The sequence below is a fragment of the Pseudenemella bisphenolivorans genome (assembly GCF_051133435.1).
Taxonomy (GTDB): domain Bacteria; phylum Actinomycetota; class Actinomycetes; order Propionibacteriales; family Propionibacteriaceae; genus JAAYAO01.
Genome location: NZ_JBPGNY010000006.1, coordinates 52,660 through 69,539, shown reverse-complemented (window position 1 = coordinate 69,539; position 16,880 = coordinate 52,660). Strand labels below are relative to the sequence as shown.

General features: G+C 66.7%; 17 protein-coding genes. 9 read left to right on the top strand and 8 right to left on the bottom strand.

Annotated features, from left to right (window positions below):
- Positions 1 to 37: 37 nt before the first annotated feature.
- Genes dctP through ACR4XW_RS14340 form a run of 6 tightly spaced genes read left to right on the top strand, consistent with a single transcriptional unit; the run spans position 38 to position 5,277 of the window.
- Positions 38 to 1,117 carry a TRAP transporter substrate-binding protein DctP gene (gene dctP, locus ACR4XW_RS14365; protein WP_434761257.1) on the top strand — a complete coding sequence of 360 codons (1,080 nt, stop codon included), beginning with the start codon at positions 38 to 40 and terminating at the stop codon, positions 1,115 to 1,117.
- Complete coding sequence (locus ACR4XW_RS14360) at positions 1,110 to 1,694, top strand: TRAP transporter small permease (RefSeq protein WP_434761256.1); 585 nt, start codon at positions 1,110 to 1,112, stop codon at positions 1,692 to 1,694. Before dctP ends, ACR4XW_RS14360 begins: the two co-directional genes overlap by 8 nt.
- A 4-nt stretch (positions 1,695 to 1,698) precedes the next feature.
- Positions 1,699 to 3,006, top strand: a complete 1,308-nt coding sequence (locus ACR4XW_RS14355; protein ID WP_434761255.1) for a TRAP transporter large permease — start codon at positions 1,699 to 1,701, stop codon at positions 3,004 to 3,006.
- A gap of 60 nt (positions 3,007 to 3,066) precedes the next feature.
- Entirely contained in the window at positions 3,067 to 4,326 is a 1,260-nt protein-coding gene (locus tag ACR4XW_RS14350) for an amidase (protein ID WP_434761254.1), read from the top strand.
- Positions 4,326 to 4,652, top strand: coding sequence for a hypothetical protein (locus tag ACR4XW_RS14345; protein WP_434761253.1), 327 nt, complete (start codon positions 4,326 to 4,328; stop codon positions 4,650 to 4,652). The genes ACR4XW_RS14350 and ACR4XW_RS14345 overlap by 1 nt, the downstream gene beginning before the upstream one ends.
- A complete protein-coding gene (locus ACR4XW_RS14340) occupies positions 4,639 to 5,277 on the top strand; it encodes a response regulator transcription factor (RefSeq protein ID WP_434761252.1) in 639 nt (212 codons plus the stop codon). The genes ACR4XW_RS14345 and ACR4XW_RS14340 overlap by 14 nt, the downstream gene beginning before the upstream one ends.
- A gap of 285 nt (positions 5,278 to 5,562) precedes the next feature.
- On the opposite strand, the gene ACR4XW_RS14335 is transcribed toward ACR4XW_RS14340, so the two are convergent.
- The 7 genes from ACR4XW_RS14335 to ACR4XW_RS14305 are packed head-to-tail and all read right to left on the bottom strand — an operon-like array spanning position 5,563 to position 11,086.
- Positions 5,563 to 6,513 (bottom strand): PDR/VanB family oxidoreductase, encoded by a 951-nt coding sequence (locus ACR4XW_RS14335; protein WP_434761251.1) that lies wholly within the window; start codon positions 6,511 to 6,513, stop codon positions 5,563 to 5,565.
- A gap of 10 nt (positions 6,514 to 6,523) precedes the next feature.
- Positions 6,524 to 7,270, bottom strand: coding sequence for an SDR family NAD(P)-dependent oxidoreductase (locus ACR4XW_RS14330; RefSeq protein WP_434761250.1), 747 nt, complete (start codon positions 7,268 to 7,270; stop codon positions 6,524 to 6,526).
- Positions 7,267 to 7,758, bottom strand: coding sequence for an aromatic-ring-hydroxylating dioxygenase subunit beta (locus ACR4XW_RS14325; protein WP_434761249.1), 492 nt, complete (start codon positions 7,756 to 7,758; stop codon positions 7,267 to 7,269). Before ACR4XW_RS14325 ends, ACR4XW_RS14330 begins: the two co-directional genes overlap by 4 nt.
- Positions 7,755 to 9,044: an aromatic ring-hydroxylating oxygenase subunit alpha gene (locus ACR4XW_RS14320; protein ID WP_434761248.1), complete on the bottom strand. Its 1,290-nt coding sequence runs from the start codon at positions 9,042 to 9,044 to the stop codon at positions 7,755 to 7,757. The genes ACR4XW_RS14325 and ACR4XW_RS14320 overlap by 4 nt, the downstream gene beginning before the upstream one ends.
- Positions 9,041 to 9,529 carry a nuclear transport factor 2 family protein gene (locus ACR4XW_RS14315; RefSeq protein ID WP_434761247.1) on the bottom strand — a complete coding sequence of 163 codons (489 nt, stop codon included), beginning with the start codon at positions 9,527 to 9,529 and terminating at the stop codon, positions 9,041 to 9,043. The genes ACR4XW_RS14320 and ACR4XW_RS14315 overlap by 4 nt, the downstream gene beginning before the upstream one ends.
- Before the next feature lies 1 nt (position 9,530).
- Positions 9,531 to 9,890: a hypothetical protein gene (locus tag ACR4XW_RS14310; RefSeq protein ID WP_434761246.1), complete on the bottom strand. Its 360-nt coding sequence runs from the start codon at positions 9,888 to 9,890 to the stop codon at positions 9,531 to 9,533.
- 26 nt (positions 9,891 to 9,916) lie between these two features.
- On the bottom strand, positions 9,917 to 11,086 hold the full coding sequence (locus ACR4XW_RS14305) for an acyl-CoA dehydrogenase family protein (RefSeq protein ID WP_434761245.1): 1,170 nt from the start codon (positions 11,084 to 11,086) through the stop codon (positions 9,917 to 9,919).
- Positions 11,087 to 11,256: 170 nt separating this feature from the next.
- Here ACR4XW_RS14305 and ACR4XW_RS14300 point away from each other — a divergent pair, with 170 nt between their 5' ends.
- Together ACR4XW_RS14300 and ACR4XW_RS14295 are read left to right on the top strand one after the other, a co-directional pair.
- The gene (locus ACR4XW_RS14300) at positions 11,257 to 12,789 is read left to right on the top strand and encodes a PAS domain S-box protein (protein WP_434761244.1); all 1,533 of its coding nucleotides are present in this window, start codon (positions 11,257 to 11,259) and stop codon (positions 12,787 to 12,789) included.
- A 156-nt stretch (positions 12,790 to 12,945) separates the two neighbouring features.
- Positions 12,946 to 13,533, top strand: coding sequence for a CPBP family intramembrane glutamic endopeptidase (locus tag ACR4XW_RS14295; protein WP_434761243.1), 588 nt, complete (start codon positions 12,946 to 12,948; stop codon positions 13,531 to 13,533).
- Positions 13,534 to 13,573: 40 nt separating this feature from the next.
- Here ACR4XW_RS14295 and ACR4XW_RS14290 read toward each other — a convergent pair whose 3' ends face one another.
- Positions 13,574 to 14,425, bottom strand: a complete 852-nt coding sequence (locus ACR4XW_RS14290; protein ID WP_434761242.1) for a sugar phosphate isomerase/epimerase family protein — start codon at positions 14,423 to 14,425, stop codon at positions 13,574 to 13,576.
- Positions 14,426 to 14,501: 76 nt separating this feature from the next.
- On the opposite strand from ACR4XW_RS14290, the gene ACR4XW_RS14285 reads away from it, so the two are divergent.
- Positions 14,502 to 16,874: an arylsulfatase gene (locus ACR4XW_RS14285; RefSeq protein WP_434761241.1), complete on the top strand. Its 2,373-nt coding sequence runs from the start codon at positions 14,502 to 14,504 to the stop codon at positions 16,872 to 16,874.
- The last annotated feature ends 6 nt before the right edge of the window (positions 16,875 to 16,880 follow it).

Genomic DNA, 16,880 nt, shown 5'->3' with positions numbered 1-16,880 from the left:
GTCGGGCGGATGCGCGTCGACTGAATGGAGTTTTGAGATGAAGAAACGTTGGGCAGTCACCATTGCCGGTGCCCTGGCCGGCGCCCTTGCCCTGTCGGCGTGTGGTGGCGGCGGCGGAGCCGGTGGCGGCGGGGACGACGGGGAGCGCGAAGAGGTCACCTTGACCTTCGTGACCGGATTCCCCGAGAAGCTGGTGAACAACCAGGGCTTCTGGATGTTCCGCGACAAGCTCAAGGAGAACGCTCCCTGGGTGACCATCGACTACCGCGGTGGCCCCGAGGTCATTCCGCCGAACCAGATGATGGAGGGCGTCTCGTCCGGTGCCTACGACGGCGCGCACATGCCGGGTGACTACTACGTCTCCCAGTTGCCGGCGATGGACCTGCAGCGGTTCACCCCGTTCACCCCGGCCGAGGAGCGCGAGAACGGCGTGGCCGACCTGTGGCAGCAGGTGCACGAGCCGCTCGGCCTGCACTATGTCGGCCACACCCACTCGGGTATTCCGCAGATCATCTTCCTGAAGGACAAGATCGACAAGCCCGACCTGTCCGGTAAGTCGATCCGCACCTCGCCGGCCACCTCCTACATGGTGCGTGCCATGGGCGGCACCCCGGTCGAGATGCCGGGCGCGGAGGTGTACACCGCTCTGGAACGGAATGTGGTGCAGGGCTCGGCGTGGACCTCGGTGGGCGTGTCCGACCTGGGCATCGACGACCAGACCAAGTACTGGATCTCGCCGCGGTTCTACGACTCGCTGGCCAACACCGTGATCAACAAGGATCGCTGGGACTCCCTGGAACCCGAAACCCAGGAGGCCATCACCAAGACGATCAACGAGGTGGAGCCGGAGATCTTCGACTACTACCAGAAGCTCTCGGCCGAGGAGACCCAGGCCTGGCTCGACAAGGGCCTGCAGCGGATCGAGTTCACCGACGCCGATGCCGAGAAGATTCTCGACATTGCCTACAACAAGGCGATGAACGACCTGGACTGGGATCGGATGAAGGAGATGACCCCGCAGGCCGAGGAGATTCGCACCAAGTTCGAGGAGAAGTACTCCGAAGACCTGACCAAGGCCGTGCCCGGTGGGGTCATGATCAAGGGAACCAATGAGTAACGAGCACGACCACGCGGCGTCGTCCGGGGCCTCCGAGGTTCCGGACGACGCCGTCCCTTCCCCGGCGCACGATCTGGTGGCGGCCACCGCCCCCGACCGGCCCGAGGCCTGGCTGCCGCTGCGCGGCCTGGAGTATCTCGGCGGGTTCGTGGTGCTGGGCATGGCCCTGCTGATCACCGCCTCGGTGGTGATGCGGGCCATGGGGTACGGCCTGACCGGGGTGATCGAACTCAGCTCGGTGGCGATGCTGTTCCTGGTGCTGCTGGGCGCACCCGCCCTGGCCAACCGGGACGAGCACGTCCGGCTCGAATTGATCGACATGGTCGCCAAGGACAACCACCTGCGCCTGCTCTCGATCTTCGGCGCACTGGTGCAGTTGGTGGTGATCGGTTTTCTGCTCTACGCCACCTGGATGCTCTTCCAGACCGACCTGGCCCGCGGCACCACCGTCGCCGGTGAGCTGCGGATGCCGCGCTTCTATGTGACCGCCGGCGCCATGGTCGGTTTCCTGGCCCTGGCGATCGGGGTGGTCGTCCGGATGCTGCACGAACTCCGCCGATCGCGCAAGGAAGCCTGAAATCATGGAATGGTATGTCTTCCTGGGCGCCTTTCTGCTCTGTTTGATCGTCCTGCTGGCCCTGCGGGTGCCGGTGGCCTTCGCGATGCTCGGGGTCGGTATCGCCGGCGCTCTGATCAGCTACAACACCGTCGACGCGGGCCTGCGTCAGGTCGGCCTGAGCGTGATCTCCAGCGTCGACAGTTTCGTCTTCACCGCAATCCCGCTGTTCATCCTGATGGGCGAGTTGCTGTTCCAATCCGGTATCGCCCAACGCGCCCTGGACGAGATCTCCCGAGTGCTGAGTCGGCTGCCGGGACGGTTGGCGATGGTCGCGGTCGGCGGCGGCGCCCTGTTCGGGCTGTTGTCGGGCTCGTCGCTGGCCAACACCGCGCTGTTCGGCCGCACCCTGCTGCCCGAGATGACCGCCCGCAAGTACGACCCCAAGTTGGGTATCGGCTCGATCCTGGCTTCCGGTGGTCTGGCGATGGTGCTGCCGCCGAGCGCCTTCGCGATCCTGTGGGGTGGCATCGCGAACGTGCCGATCGGCCCGCTGCTGATCGCCGGCATCATTCCGGGCATCCTGATGACGATCGCCTACGCGGTGATCGTGGTCGTCTGGGCCAAGCGCAGCGGCCTGTCCGAGCCCAAACAACCCCGCCGCCCACTGGGACGCTGGCTGCGCGAAGGTGCCCGCGACGCCCTGCCGCCGGGACTGTTGATCGCTGCGGTGCTCGGGATGATCTTCTTCGGTATCGCCACCCCCACCGAGTCGGCCGCGGTCGGCTCCCTGCTGGCACTGTTGCTCGGGGTGGTCACCGGCAAGCTCAACCCGGCCAAGATCATGGCCGCCGCCCGCGGCACGGTGCAGACCACCGCGATGATCTTCCTGATCGTGCTCGGCTCGAACCTGTACGGACAGTTGATGAGCTTCAACGGGGCCACCGCCGGGATGGTGCGCTTCGTCACCGACAACATCACCCATGGTGCGGTGATGCTGATCGTGATCATGCTCACCGTGCTGGTGCTCGGCGCCTTCATCGACCAGGTGTCGATGATGATGGTCACCGCACCGCTGTTCATGCCCCTGGTGGCGAGCTTCGGCTGGGATCCGATCTGGTTCTCGGTGTTGCTGATGATCAACCTGCAGATCGCCAACACCACCCCGCCGTTCGGGATGGGCCTGTTCGTGATGAAGGGCGTGGCCCCGCAGGTGTCGTTGCCCACCTTGTACAAGGCGGCGTTGCCGTGGATCACCTCCGACCTGGTGGTCATCACCTTGGTCGCTGCGGTGCCATCCCTTGCATTGTTCCTGCCACAATTGATGGGCTGAGGGCACGGCACCGACTAGGAGCCGGGTAGGTCAACGACGACCACGGAAGGGGCAGATTCGGTGAAGACGACATCGCTGCAGGAAACGATCGACCGGATCCGGGCCGGACAGCGTTCGGTGGCCGAGGAATTCGAGGCGACCCGGTCCCGGATCGAGGCGGCCGACACCGAACTGCGCTCCTTCGTCGAGGTCGCCACCGAACTGCCGCCGGTGGTCGAGGACGGCCCGCTGCACGGGGTACCGATCGGGGTCAAGGACATCATCGATGTGGCCGGCTACCCGACCAGGTGCGGCAGCTCGATCACCGACCCCGCCCCGGTCACCACCACCGCTGCCTGCGTGCAGCGCCTCGTCGACCTGGGCGCGGTCGTCGTGGGCAAGTCCGTCACCACCGAGTTCGCCTACTTCGCCCCCGGACCGACCCGCAACCCGGCAGCCGCCGGACGCACCCCGGGTGGCTCGTCCAGTGGTTCGGCCGCGGCCGTCGCGGCCGGACTGGTACCGCTGGCACTGGGTAGTCAGACCGCCGGATCGCTGACCCGTCCGGCCTCCTTCTGCGGGGTCTCAGGCATGGTGCTGGCCCACGGCTCGGTCGACCTGTCGGGGGTGACCGGGCTCAGCCCGTCGCTGGATTCGCTCGGTCTGATCACCCGCACCGTCGCCGATCTCGAGATCGTCCATCGTGCCTTCACCGGCGACGCGACGACTGTCACCGGGGAGCCGGCCTTCCTGGTCTGGTCGGGCTCGGAGCTGGGCGAGATCGACCCGGCGATGACCCGGCTGATCGATGCGCTGGCCGCAGATCTGGCCGCCGATCACGAGGTCGCCCCGCTCGATTGGGACGACCATGTGCACACCCTGACCAGCGACCACCTGATCGTGATGGGGTACGAGGCGGCCCGGGAACACCCGGAACTGCTCGCCGAGCATCGCGACGCACTGTCCGCCCCGCTGGTGCAGTTGCTCGCCGAGGGTGCCGAGACCACTCATGACCAGTACGAGGGTGCCCGCTACCGCCGCGACCGCTCCCGGCTGGACCTGGCCGAGCGGATGCCGGCCGGCACCGTGCTGATCGGGCCGGCTGCCCCGGGCCCGGCGCCCGAAGGGTTGGAGGCCACCGGATCGCCGGTACTGAGCCGGGCCTGGCAGTTGCTCGGACTGCCGGTGATCACCGTCGCCGGAGCCACCACCACCGACGGTCTGCCGTTGGGGGTGCAGGTGATCGGCTGGCCCGGCCGTGAAGCCGACCTGCTCGCCGCCGCGGCGCTGGTCGAAGACCGGGTGCGAGGAATGACCGTTGGTCGAGAGGAGAGTGTGTGATGTCGACGCCCCTGAAACAACGCCCCACCGAGGTGCACCGGATGTCGCTGACCTGCTACGAGGACACCCTGGATTACGGCTGGCAGCACGTCGACCTGTTCGAACACGACAGTCACGGACGGGAGGTCAGCTGGGTGCACTGGGGAGTGCCCGCCGACGGACCCGAGGCCGCCGACGCCTCGATCCGCCGTCAGGAACCGCTGTTGCGTCGCACCAGCGAATGGCGTCCCGCGACCAGCCCGGCCGGGGTGCGTTACTGGACCGCCGACGCCGCCTGGGCCGACCCTGATGACGACGACCACGCCGATGCCGATGAACCCCGATAACGAGGACGAGGCACACCCCACCGTCGTCTACATCGTCGATGACGACCCCGAACTACTCGAATCGGTGTCGTGGCTGTTGGGCAGCATCGGCATCGACTCGGTGCCGTTGGATTCGGCCCAGGCCTTCCTGGACACCTATGACGGCAACCACCCCGCTCTGCTGATCCTGGATGTGCGGATGCCGGTGATGAGCGGTACCCGGTTGCAGGAGATCCTCAACGACGAACTGCCGTGGGTGGCGGTGATCTTCGTATCGGCCCACGGAGACATCAAGATGTCGGTGCGCACCATGCGCCGCGGCGCGATCGACTTTCTGGAAAAGCCCTACGAATCGCAGCACATGCTGGACGTGGTGCAGTCGGGTATTCGTACCGCCGCCGAGAGGTTCACCGAGTTCCGCGACCGGCAGGACGTGCAGGCCAAGCTCGACACCCTCACCCCGCGGGAGAAGGAAATCCTGCGGCTGGTGGTCGAGGGCCTGCCGAGCCAGAACATCGCCCGCCGGCTGGAGATGAGCGTGAAAACCGTCGACGTACACCGGGCCCGGATCAAGGCGAAAACCGAGGCCGACTCGATCAACACCCTGGTGCGCGACATCCTGCGCTACGGCGCCGATCTCGACTGATTGCCCGGGGCTCGGCTGGAACTCGTTGTTGCTGCAACTGGCCTGATTTCGTCGAGCCACGTCAGATAGCTCGATGCCGACCCGAAAACAGGCCAGTTGCAGCAGCATCCGGGTGATGGTCCGGGTGTGACCTCGGGCTCGTTGAGTTGGGGGTTTTGGTACCCGCGAGCCCGGACTGGGCCGGGTTTGGCGGCTCTGCAAGATTGTGTGACTTCTTGTCCGGCAGGCGAGCAAGATGTCACACGATCTTGAGGGGGAGAGCCCGGGGTGACGACCACACCCGGCTCAGTACCAGTCGAGCACCAGTTTCGGATCCCGCGACCGGGACACACAGGTGGTGATCAGCTCGCCCGATTCGCGCTCGTCGGTGGTCAGCACGTTGTCGCGGTGTTCCACCTCGCCGGACAGCACGGTCATGATGCAGGTACCGCAGATGCCCTCCTGGCAGGAGGTGTCGATGCCGACCCCGGCCTCGTTGAGCACTTCGACGATGCTGCTCTCGGGCGGGATTTGGTAGGTCTCCCCATCCAGCTCCACCTCGAAGGCGGAGTTGTCCTCGGCGCCGGGTTGTTCGGTGGGGGTGAAGTTCTCGCGGTGGAAACGATCGGAGCTGAACCGTTCGGCCGACACCTGCTCGACCATCTCCATGAACCCGTCCGGCCCACACACATACACATGTGAGCCCTCCGGAACCTCCGCCAGGGCGGCTCGCACCAGCCCCTCGTGTTCGGTGCGTGCAAAACCCAGATGCGCGTGCAGTTTCTCGGGGCAGCGTTCCTGCAGCAGCGGCAGGAAGGCCGCCTCCTCGCTGCTGCGGGCGAAGTAGTGCAGCTCGAAGCTGTACCCGTGCACATCCATCCAGCGGGCCATCGACAACATCGGGGTGATCCCGATGCCGGCCGCCAGCAGCACATGGTGTTCGGCATCGGGGGCCACCGCCATCAGATTGCGCGGCTCACTGATCTTCAGAATGTCGCCGACCTGCAACTCGTGCAGCGCCGCCGAACCACCCCGTCCGGTCTCCTCGCGTTTGATCGCGACGATGTAGGAGTTCGGGTCGTCGGGGGTGCTGCACAGCGAGTACTGCCGGGTGATCGCGGTCGGTCCGACCACGTCGACATGGGCACCGGCCCGATAGGCCCCCAGCGGGCGCCCGTCGGTGCGCTCGAAACGGAACGACTTCACCGTCGGCGTCTCGTCGACGATTTCGGCCACCCGTACCTCGATCAGATCCATCCCCAACTCCTCAGCGCAGGTAGAGGCCGCCGTTGACGTCCCAGCAGGCGCCGGTGACGAAACCGGCCCGTTCGGAGGCCAGCAGAGCGACCACGTCGGCGATGAAGGCCGGGTCGCCCAGATGCCCGACCGGAATCCCGGCGACCACTCCGGCCAGCTTGTCGGCCGGCACCGTGCGGTGCACCACCGGTAGATCGTGCGGGCCCGGCGAGATCGCGTTCACCGTCACTCCACGCCCGGCCAACTCGCGGGCGAACACCTTCGTGAGGGTGTGGATCGCACCCTTGGAGGCGGCGTAGTGCACCCCGGTGGCGGTGCCGCCGTTCTGGCCGGCCAGCGAGCCCATGTTCACGATCCGGCCGAAACCGGCCTCGGCCATCGCCCCACCGATCACCTGACAACCCAGCAGCACACCGCGGGTGTTGACGTCGACGACCTCGGCGAACTCGGTGTCGTCGATGGTCATCACATCGGCGGCCCGGGTCACCGCGGCGTTGTTCACCAACACCGTGGGGGTTCCCCAGGCCTCGGTGGCCAGGTCGAGGGCGGCCCGGAAATCGTCCCGGCTCGCCACGTCCAGCCCGGTTCCACGCACCGCCGCACCACTGGGGTCCAGTTCGCGCGCCAGTGTCTCGGCGGCTCCGGCGTCCAGGTCGGTGGCCAGCACCCGCAGCCCGTCGGCGTGCAACCGTCGGACGATGTGGGCGCCCATCCCGCCGGCCGCCCCGGTCACCACCGCAACCCCGGCGGCACTCACAGCAGGAACCCGGCGGTGGAGACCGCGTCGGTGGAGTTCAGCAACCGGACGACCTTGTAGGCGATCCGATCCCCGTCATCGGCGAGCGCGATGGTGTGGGTCAGTTCGGCACCGACGGTGTCGAACTGCTGACGCTTGTAGGAGTTCACGATCTGCGCCGACCGCAACACCACCTGCTGGTCGTCGACCGACTCGACGCTGAACCGCGAAACCGTCCGCACCGTCGCCGCAGCAGCCACCGCCGATTGCGAGTAGCCCTGGGTCATCCGCTCCACCCGCATCCGGCGCATCCGCTCGTCGTCGTAGACCATGTTCAACGAGGCGGCGTAGTCGGTGGTGTCGGGGTCGATCGGAATCACGTAGTACGCCTCGGGTGTGTACATCTCCTGCCAGGCGAGGTAGTCCTTGTCGTCCAACAGTCGGGCCTCGGTCCACACCACCTGAATCGCCCGCTGCACCCGCGGGTCGCTCAACCACAACTCGTTCATCGTGCCTCCTGTTCGGATCCGGCCGACATCATCTGCTTCCACATCCGGTACGACTCGCGCATCCCGGTCTCGTCGGTGACATGGGAGGTGGCCCAACCCTCGGGGCTGGTCTCCTCACGGTTCAGGCCGCGGTTGACCAGAATCGGCAGGTCGGGGCCGCCGTGGGCACCGATCTGGACGCGTTCCCAGCCGTCGGCGTCATCGGGGGAGCCGAAACCGAAGGGGCCCTGGAAGTGCTCGTGAATCCGCATCCGCTCCTGGTTCACGATCTCGGGGCCGCCGTCCATCCCCAGCGCCATGTGCCAGATCTCGGTTTCGTCCACCGAGATCGGGATCAGCACCCGGAAGAAGGCCGACGACATCGCCACATTGGGGAAGGTGTTCAGGTTGAACCCGCAGCCGTGCATCGAGCGCATCATTCGGCGGATCTCCTCGGCGGAGTAGCCGTCGGCCTCGAGGGCTTCGACCAGATGGTTGAACCGGGGCTGGATCTCCTCGGTGCCGTCGTCGATGTCCAGATCGAGGTGTTCGGTGGCCATGATCGCCACCGAATGACCGTTGCCGAGGTTGTGGGTGACCGACTCGGGGTCGTTCATGAACGACATCATGTCGGCGGTTTCGGCATCGACCGAGACCATCCACGACTTGTGCACCATCGGGAAGTGGTAGCCGTCGGTGGTGTTCTCCAACTGGATCTTCCAGTTGCCGCGGAAGCGGAATTTATGCACGCCGATCACCTTGGTGGGGTAGCCGGCGCTCTGCTTGAAGAAGCGCTCCATCCACAGCTTCGCATCACCCAGGAAGTCCTCCAGGGGCTCGGCGTCCTCGTTGAAGGTCGCCCAGATCATGCCCAGGTACGACTCGGTGCGCAGCCGCTTCAGCGGGAACTGCTTCTTGTCCACCACACCCTCGTAACCGGTGGGGTAGGGGATGCCGCGCAGCGTCCCGTCCAGGGTGTACGACCAGTTGTGGTAGGGGCAGGTGAAGCCGTTGGCCTTGCCGCTGGGCTGATCACACACCGTGGCGCCGCGGTGTCGGCAGCGGTTCAACATGGTGTTGAAGTTGCCCTTGCGGTCGCGCACCACGATCACCGGCTGCTGACCGATCTGGGTGGTCTTGAAGCTGCCCGGGGTCGGGATCTCGCTCTCGTGGGCCACCCACACCCAGGTGCGGTAGAAGATCTTCTCCATCTCCTCTTCGAAGATGTCGGGATCGGTGTACAGCCGCGCGGCGACCCGGTCGGATTCGACCAGGTCGGGCGGGTGGATGCCGTCATGGGTGGTCATCGGTGCTCCTTCTCGACGGGAGGGGTCAGGTCGGCGGTGAAGAGCCGTTCGGTGCGGAAATGGGAGATCAGGGCCGAGCCCGAGGCCAGCTCGAAGTCGACGGTCAACCTGGCCACCATCACCTCGTCGCGGTGGTCGGTGTAGGTGGACAGTTGCTGCATCAGCCACTGGCCCTGCCCGGTGTGACCGTCGGTGCGCAGTTGCTCCGAGGTCAACAGGTGAACGTTGCGGCGGAAGTGCTCGATCGGGGGCAGGTAGCTCGCGACGTGGGCGGCGATTTTGCGCCGCCCGGTGACCCGGCCGAACTTGCCCGCGTAGGCCTCGCCGAGCCCCTCCCAGATCGCCCGGGGGGTGAACAGTTCGGCCAGTTGGTTCTGATCGGTGAACGGGCCGGGCACGTCACACAAATCGAAATAGCGGGACAGGCAGGATCGGATGGCGTCCTTCGCCTCCAGGATCCGGACCCGTTCCGCGAGGGTGGTCATCTCAGGTGACCTCGGGGCGGATCACGAGCTTGCGGCCCATCCGGGCCTCGATCTTGGCGTACTTCCACAGGGCATCGCCGCCGAAGACCTCGGTGGTGCGGAACAGGTTGCAGACCTGCTTCACGGTCTCCTGATCACGGACGTCGGCCAGCACGTAGCAGGTCCACGGCCATCCGTCGGACGGGCCGACCATGTGCGAGTCGTCGTCCATATTGCCCAGCACCTCGACCCCGTCGAAGTCCTCCATCTCGGCCAGCATGCCGGCGAAGGCCCGCCACACCACACCGATATCGGACTTCGGCAGATCGAAGAAGTTCTGGTTGATGCCCATGCAGAACAGCACGCGCAGTGGTTCGCTCATGATGGTTTCCTCCGGTGGTTGTCGGATCAGGGGAAGCTGGGAATGGTGACGTCGGCGCCGAGCAGTACCGCCCCGGCGGCCTCGATGGTGTTGGTCTGCAACATCGCGTGCTGAGCCGGTACCAGGGCATCGCGCAGGCAGCGCTGCAGCGGATGGGAGTTGTAGATCGCGCCGGTGCCGGCCAGGTCGAAGCAGGCCAGCACCACCTTGCGGCTGACATGGGCGATGTGGCTGGTGGCCAGCCGCAACAGGGCGGTGGTTTCGGCGTCGATCGGGTCGCCGGCCACGGCCAACTGCCACACCCGGTCGGTCTCCTCGTAGAAGAACGACCGGGCCGAGCGCAGTTCGGCCTCGGCGGTGGCCAGCTCCATCTGGTAGCTGGGCCGGGCGCCCTTGGCCCGCCCGCCGGTGATCGAGGTACGGGCCGAACCGACCTCCCGGCTGTAATCCAGAGCGGCCCGGGCAGCACCCAGACCGGTCACCGCCAGCACCTGGGCGGCGTACGACAGGGACGGATAGCGGTACAGCGGCTCGTCGACCAGCGGGGTGCCACCGCGGATGAAGGTGTACTCATCGGGGACGAAGACCCCGTCCAGGTGAATCTCGTTCGACCCGGTGGCCTTCATCCCGGAGACATCCCAGTTGGCCACGATCTCGGCCTGTTCCGGCTTCAGCAGGGCGGTGACCGGGCGGCCCTGGGTTTCGGGGCCACCCTTGAGGCCCACCCCGAGAATGTCGGCGGCATGCGAACCGGAGGCGAACTGCCACACCCCGGTGCAGGAGTAGCCGCCTTCGACCCGTTCGGCCTCCTGCAACGGGAACAGGCCGGCGGCGAAGACCAGGTCGGGGCCGTCGGCGTAGATCTCGGCCTGGGTTTCCAACGGCAGCGCGGCGAAGTAGCACAGCGCCGAACCGAAGCTCGCCACCCAACCGGTGGCGGCGTCGACCACCGAGATCTTCTCGATGCGTTCCAGGAACTCCGCGGGCGCCTGGGCGTCGCCACCGAAGCGGGCGGGGGTGGAGGCGCGGTAGATGCCGGCGCGCTTCAACTGATCGATGAAATCCTGCGGTACGTAGCCCTGCTCGTTGAACTCGTCGCGGCGCTCGTGCAGCGTGGTCAGAGCCTCTTCGAAGGCACGCTCGCGGGCGGGGCCCTCCGGCTCGGCAGTCACCATGGTCTTGGGCGACGCGGTCATCGTTCCTCCGGAGGGTGTGAGACGTACAGGTGCTGGGCCCAACGTAAAGTCGCCGCCACCGGCCCAGCTATTGGGACTTTCCAGGCTGCTCCTGAAGGAATCCCCTACTTGCCCCGGCAATGGCCCCGAATCGGTTGGCCGACCCCCGTACGCCGGGCAGGATGGCCTGCATGCAGACGAGCCGAGGGGACCTGTTTCCGACCGGACGCGATTTCCGGGAAATGGCCCTGCACACCGAGGTGGGTGTGCTGATTCACGAGGCGGCGAGCAAGAACATCCTGTGGGCCAACCCCGCGGCCTGCCGGATGTTCGGGTTCACCTTGGAGGAACTTCGTCCACTGAAGGCCCATCACATGTCGTCGTCGGAGAAGCAGTACCGCCGCGAGGTCGGGGTGGCCTGGTTGCAGGACGCGGTGAACCGCGGAGTCAGCCACAAGCGGTGGAAGTACCGGGCCAAGGACGGCCGGGACTTTCTGACCGATGCGGTGGCCACCCTGGTGCCCTTCGACGACGGGCCGGTGGTGATGGTGCAGTTTCGCGCCATCGACCAGGAGGTCGGTCTGGAGGCCGAACTGGAACGCACCAACGACTACCTGATGCGACTGATGTCCTACGCCTCGGCCGGCATCCTGCTGCTGGACGACGAGGGCCGGGTGCTGGACGTGTCGAACATGGTCTCGCAACTGTTCGGCCGCTACCCCGACCGGGTGATCGGCGAACCCCTCGAGGCCCTGGCCGAGGTGAGCATCGCCAGCGGCGCGGCGGTTGACTGGCGGGACGCGGTGGAGCAGGTGGGGGTGCCGATTGAGTTGCGGCTGAAGGTCGACATCGACGGGCAGACCCGCTGGCTGTCGGGTCAGGCCGAGAAGGTCGACCACGACGGGATGACGTCCACCCTGCTGGCGGTGCGCGACATCACCACCCGGGTGGAGATGCAGCAGGCCCACGACTACCAGGAGGCCAACCTGCAGTATTTGGCCCGGTACAACGCGATGGGCGATATGGCGATGATCATCGCTCACGAGCTGGGGCAGCCGCTGGCCGCGGCCGGCAACTTCCTCAGCGGCATCCTGACCCGACTCGATTCGGGACGGTTCACCGAGCAGGACATCCGGTACGCGGTGGAACGCGCCCGGCAACAACTCGGCCGTTCGGCCGACATCGTCAGCAGCGTCAAACGGTACGTACAGCGCATCGAAAGCCCGGCGACGGTCTCGGACCTCAATGCGATCACCGAGGAGAGCCTGTATTTCGCCAGACTGCGGGCCGCCGAACGTGGGGTGGTGGTCGAATCGGAGCTGACCTCCGAACCTTTGCGGATCAGTGGCGAGCAGATCCTGATCGGTCAGGTGATCATCAACTACTGCTTCAACGCGATCGACGAGATGGCTCTGGTCGCCGATGGGCCACGGCTGGTGCGGGTGCGCACCTTCGCCGACGGTGACCGGGCCTGTTGTGCGATCGAGGACTGGGGACGCGGCCTGGACCAGGCCCACCATCAGGACGTCGCGGAGGGCCGCCTGCCCAACAGCGCCACCGGCAACCGGCTGCTGCTGGCACCGTTCTCGGCCAAACAGGACGGTGCGGGCATCGGGCTGGTGCTGTCGGAACGCATCGTGGAACGCCACGACGGCGAAGTCACGGTGGCCGACAACGATCCCTGCGGCACGGTGATCACGATGCGCCTGCCCCTGGCACCGTGACACAACACGCCCGGGGGCCGGGTTCCGGACGAGTCCGGGCGGGCCTAGGCTGATCGCGTGATTGCTTCAACACCAGAGACTTCACCTCAGCGCAAGACCGCGCCCGTATGGTTCGTCGCCGTTGCCTGCATCGTGCTCTCCCTGACGTGGGTGCTGGTGTCAGTGGCCCTCAAGTCGGTCGTCCCCGGTGACTACATCGACTTCGGCCGAAAGGTCGAGCCGACCCTGCTGCGCGGCGCTTTGCCGATGGCGGTGGTCGGGCTGATTGTCGTGATCGCCCTTGCCGCCACCGGCCGGTTGCGCCGGGTCTGGCGCGACCAGAAGGACCTGCCGCGTCCCCCGATCTGGATGCGCCTGCTGATCATCATCCCGATCGCGGTCACCATCGCCGGTTTGGTGCGCCGGGTGGTGCAGTTCAACTCCACCGGCCCCGCCCTGCTCGGCGCGATTCTCGTGTTGGTGCTGGTCGTGGGCTTCACCGAGGAACTGATCTTCCGCGGTTGGGTGATCACCGAGCTGCGCGATCGCGGCTTCGGCGAGATGCACGTGATGTGGATCAGCGCCCTGCTTTTCGGTGCCTGGCATCTGCCGAACATCTTGTTGGGGCAGAACGTGGGGCAGGTTCTGACGCAGTTCGCGCTCACCACGCTGACCGGTCTGATCGACTACGCAGTACGCCGCACCACCCGACGCCTGTGGCCGCTGATGGTGCTGCACGCCGGTTGGGACTTCGCGGTTCTCTGATCGAGCCCTGGTCGGGACGGGTCGGCTGCGAACGGACGGTTCAGTCCGGGTCGGGCAGGACGGCTCGTCCGGCCTCGGCGGCCAACCGGGCCGCCTCCCGCGGCGGCAGCGCCCGCAGCCGGTCGGACATCACCTCGACACTGATCGGCACCGACACCCCGAGCCGGTGCAGTTCGGCCAGGGTGGCCGCGACCTCGGCATCACCCTCGCCGGGCAGCAACCGGCGGTGCATCGTTTCGGCGAACATATTCGGCTCGGCCGTGGCCGGGGCGTCGTTGATCTGCACCGCCAGGATCTGATCGGCCACCGCGGCCAGATCGGACGGGGTACCGCCCGATCGGAAGTGGTGCCAGGTGTCCAGGATGACCCCGCCGTTGGGCCGTCCGGCCAGACGACTCACCTCGGCGGCGACCGCGATCGTCGGCACCGCCGAACCACCCAGGGGTTCCAGGTGGGCCAGCAGGCCGAACTCGGCCGCCCGGTCACAGGCCCGGGCGAATCCCTCGGCGAGGTCTGCGACCGGAACCGGACGGCCACCCATGTCGACCACATTCACCGACCGGGCGCCCAGCCCGGCGGCGGCCGTCCACAGGTTCTGCTCCATGGTGTCGAAGTCGTGGTCGGCGGGCAGGAGCCCGTGGTGCTGCCAGTGATGGGGCGCCCAGCGGGCCAGCGCATCGAGGTCGGCGACCACCAGGCCGTGCTCATCGAGCAACGCGGCGATACCGCTGATCGTCCAGCCGGCGGCCAGGGCCCGTCCGATATCGGGAGGGCGCAGGGACAACCCGGCGAAGCCCGCCGCCGCGGTCGCCTCGACCCGTTCGGTGAGGTCGGCACCGTCCAAGGTGTAGGCCGCGAGCACCAGATCCCAGCCGGCCGGAGAACTACTCATGGGGTCACGTTAGGGGTACGTCCCTGTCAGCGGGAAAAGCTTGTCCTATCAGTTCCGGTAGGTCACATTGACTCCCATGACTTCATCGACTTCGGCGCCCCGTGACGACCGCGGTATTCCCACCGACCTGGACGAATCGGCGCGGGCGTATCACGGCTTCGAGGGACGCATCGGACGGACGATGGCCGGATCCGAGCCGTACTGGCCGCCCCGTCCCCGGGCCGGTGCCGACGCCCCGAATGTGATCCTGATGCTGGTCGACGATCTGGGGTACTCCGACTGGGGGTGTTTCGGGTCCGAGATCGACACCCCCGAAGTCGATCGGTTGGCCGCCGAGGGATTGCGGTACACGAACTTCCACGTCACCCCGATGTGTTCCCCGACCCGGGCCGCGCTGATGACCGGCCGCAACTCCCACGCCGCCGGGGTCGGTTACGTCGCACATGCCGACCCCGGTTATCCCGGCTTCGCGATGGAACTGGCCGACGATGTCAGCACGATCGCCGAGGTGCTGCGCGACACCGGGTATTCGACGTTGATGGTCGGCAAATGGCACCTGTGCAAGGACGGTGATGTCACCGAGTCGGGGTCGAAGAAGTCCTGGCCCCTGCAGCGTGGCTTCGACCGCTTCTACGGCTTCATGGACGGGCTGACCAACATGTTCCGTCCGCACGGGCTGTACCGGGACAACTCGGTGGTCACCCCCGAGGACTACCCCGAGGATTACTACCTGACCGACGAACTCACCGACGAGGCGATCTCGATGGTGCGCGCGGTGAAGGCCTCCGACGCCTCGAAACCGTTCCTGCTGTACTTCGCCCACGGGGCGGTACACGCCCCGCTGAATGCCAAGGCTGAGGACATCGAGCGGCATCGCGGTGCCTACGAGATGGGCTGGGACGAGTTGCGCGAGCGGCGACTGGCCCGGATGAAGGAACTGGGCATCTTCGACGAGGACGTCCAACTGCCCCCGCGCAATGCCGAGGCCGGCAACGACGTCGAGGCCTGGGACTCGCTGAGTGATGACCAGAAGCGGCTCTTCGCCCGCTACATGGAGGTCTACGCCGCCATGGTGCAGACCATCGACCAGTCCCTGGCCCGGCTCCGCGCGGCGCTGGAGGAACTCGACGAGTGGGACAACACCTTCGTGCTGTTGATCTCCGACAACGGCGCCTCCCGTGAGGGTGAGGCCCAGGGCAGCAGCCAATACTTCGATCTGCTGCGGCACTACCACGGGGTCGGCGACCTGGGTGGGGCGCTGGAGCGCGACCTGGCCGATATCGATCTGATCGGTGGGCCACGCACCCTGCCGCACTACCCGCGGGGGTGGGCGATGGCCTGCAACACTCCGTTCCGGCTGTACAAGATCAACACCCACGCCGGTGGGCACTCCACCTCGGCGGTGGTGTCGTGGCCGCGGGCCCTGCACGGTCAGGAAGGGCAGTTCCGGCGGCAGTACACCCACGTCACCGATGTCTTTCCCACCCTGTTGGAGATCTGCGGGGCGACCAACCCGAGGGAGCGCTACGGGGTGCCGCTGAAACCCCTGGCCGGGGCCAGTTTCGTCGACAGCCTGACCAACCCCGATGCGCCCGAACATCACCGGGAGCAGTACTACGAGATGATGGGCCACCGCGGTTACTACCGCGACGGCTGGGAGATCGTCACCCTGCACCCGGCGATGACCGAGTTCGGCGACCACGAATGGCAGTTGTACAACCTGCGCGAGGACCCGACCGAGACCACCGACCTGGCCGCCGAGCATCCCGAGCTGGTCGCCGAACTGTCGGCCGCCTGGGACAGGGCGGCCTGGCACAACCAGGTGTACCCGCTGAACGAGGGCGCGGGCCTGCTGCGCAATGTGCGACCCGAACACGAGGACGTGTTCTCGCTGCCGGCCACCTTCGTTCCCGGAACCCGCACCCTGGAGCGATACCGCTCGCTGATGTTGGTCTATCGCCGCGGCTTCGATGTTGCCGTCGACCTGGAGTTCCACTCCGGTGATGCCGGCGTGCTGTTCGCCCACGGCACCCAGAGCGGCGGCTATCTGTTGGCGGTCGAGAACGACCGGCTGAGCTACCACCACAACAGTTCCTCGATCATGACGGTGCTCGATTGCGGGGAACTGGCCGACGGAGTGCGCTCCATCGGGTTGCACGTCGCCGCCTTCGAGGGCGGCTCCCGGGTGAACGTGCGGGTCACCGTCGAGGGGGAGGAACGCGCCGCGATCGAGGGCATCGACATGCCGATGGGTCAGGCGATGTTCCAGGGCATCGACATCGGCATCGACCGGGGTTCACCGGTGTCGTGGGAGATCTACGACAAGCACGGCACCTTCCCCTACACCGGACGGCTCAAGTCGGTCACCTGGACCCCGGGCCCCCATGCGCCGAACACCGGCCCCGATCAGATCCCGCGGATGCGCGAACTCGGTCTCAAGTTCGAGTGAGAGGTA

What these genes read in the sequence shown, in the direction of transcription:
- ACR4XW_RS14360 (WP_434761256.1), top strand. Translation starts at nt 1,110, where the DNA reads ATGAGTAACGAGCACGACCACGCGGCGTCGTCCGGGGCCTCCGAGGTT.
- ACR4XW_RS14320 (WP_434761248.1), bottom strand. Translation starts at nt 9,044, where the DNA reads ATGACCACCCATGACGGCATCCACCCGCCCGACCTGGTCGAATCCGAC.
- ACR4XW_RS14345 (WP_434761253.1), top strand. Translation starts at nt 4,326, where the DNA reads ATGTCGACGCCCCTGAAACAACGCCCCACCGAGGTGCACCGGATGTCG.
- ACR4XW_RS14310 (WP_434761246.1), bottom strand. Translation starts at nt 9,890, where the DNA reads ATGAGCGAACCACTGCGCGTGCTGTTCTGCATGGGCATCAACCAGAAC.
- ACR4XW_RS14325 (WP_434761249.1), bottom strand. Translation starts at nt 7,758, where the DNA reads ATGAACGAGTTGTGGTTGAGCGACCCGCGGGTGCAGCGGGCGATTCAG.
- ACR4XW_RS14315 (WP_434761247.1), bottom strand. Translation starts at nt 9,529, where the DNA reads ATGACCACCCTCGCGGAACGGGTCCGGATCCTGGAGGCGAAGGACGCC.
- ACR4XW_RS14300 (WP_434761244.1), top strand. Translation starts at nt 11,257, where the DNA reads ATGCAGACGAGCCGAGGGGACCTGTTTCCGACCGGACGCGATTTCCGG.
- ACR4XW_RS14290 (WP_434761242.1), bottom strand. Translation starts at nt 14,425, where the DNA reads ATGAGTAGTTCTCCGGCCGGCTGGGATCTGGTGCTCGCGGCCTACACC.
- ACR4XW_RS14305 (WP_434761245.1), bottom strand. Translation starts at nt 11,086, where the DNA reads ATGACCGCGTCGCCCAAGACCATGGTGACTGCCGAGCCGGAGGGCCCC.
- dctP (WP_434761257.1), top strand. Translation starts at nt 38, where the DNA reads ATGAAGAAACGTTGGGCAGTCACCATTGCCGGTGCCCTGGCCGGCGCC.
- ACR4XW_RS14285 (WP_434761241.1), top strand. Translation starts at nt 14,502, where the DNA reads ATGACTTCATCGACTTCGGCGCCCCGTGACGACCGCGGTATTCCCACC.
- ACR4XW_RS14340 (WP_434761252.1), top strand. Translation starts at nt 4,639, where the DNA reads ATGAACCCCGATAACGAGGACGAGGCACACCCCACCGTCGTCTACATC.
- ACR4XW_RS14335 (WP_434761251.1), bottom strand. Translation starts at nt 6,513, where the DNA reads ATGGATCTGATCGAGGTACGGGTGGCCGAAATCGTCGACGAGACGCCG.
- ACR4XW_RS14355 (WP_434761255.1), top strand. Translation starts at nt 1,699, where the DNA reads ATGGAATGGTATGTCTTCCTGGGCGCCTTTCTGCTCTGTTTGATCGTC.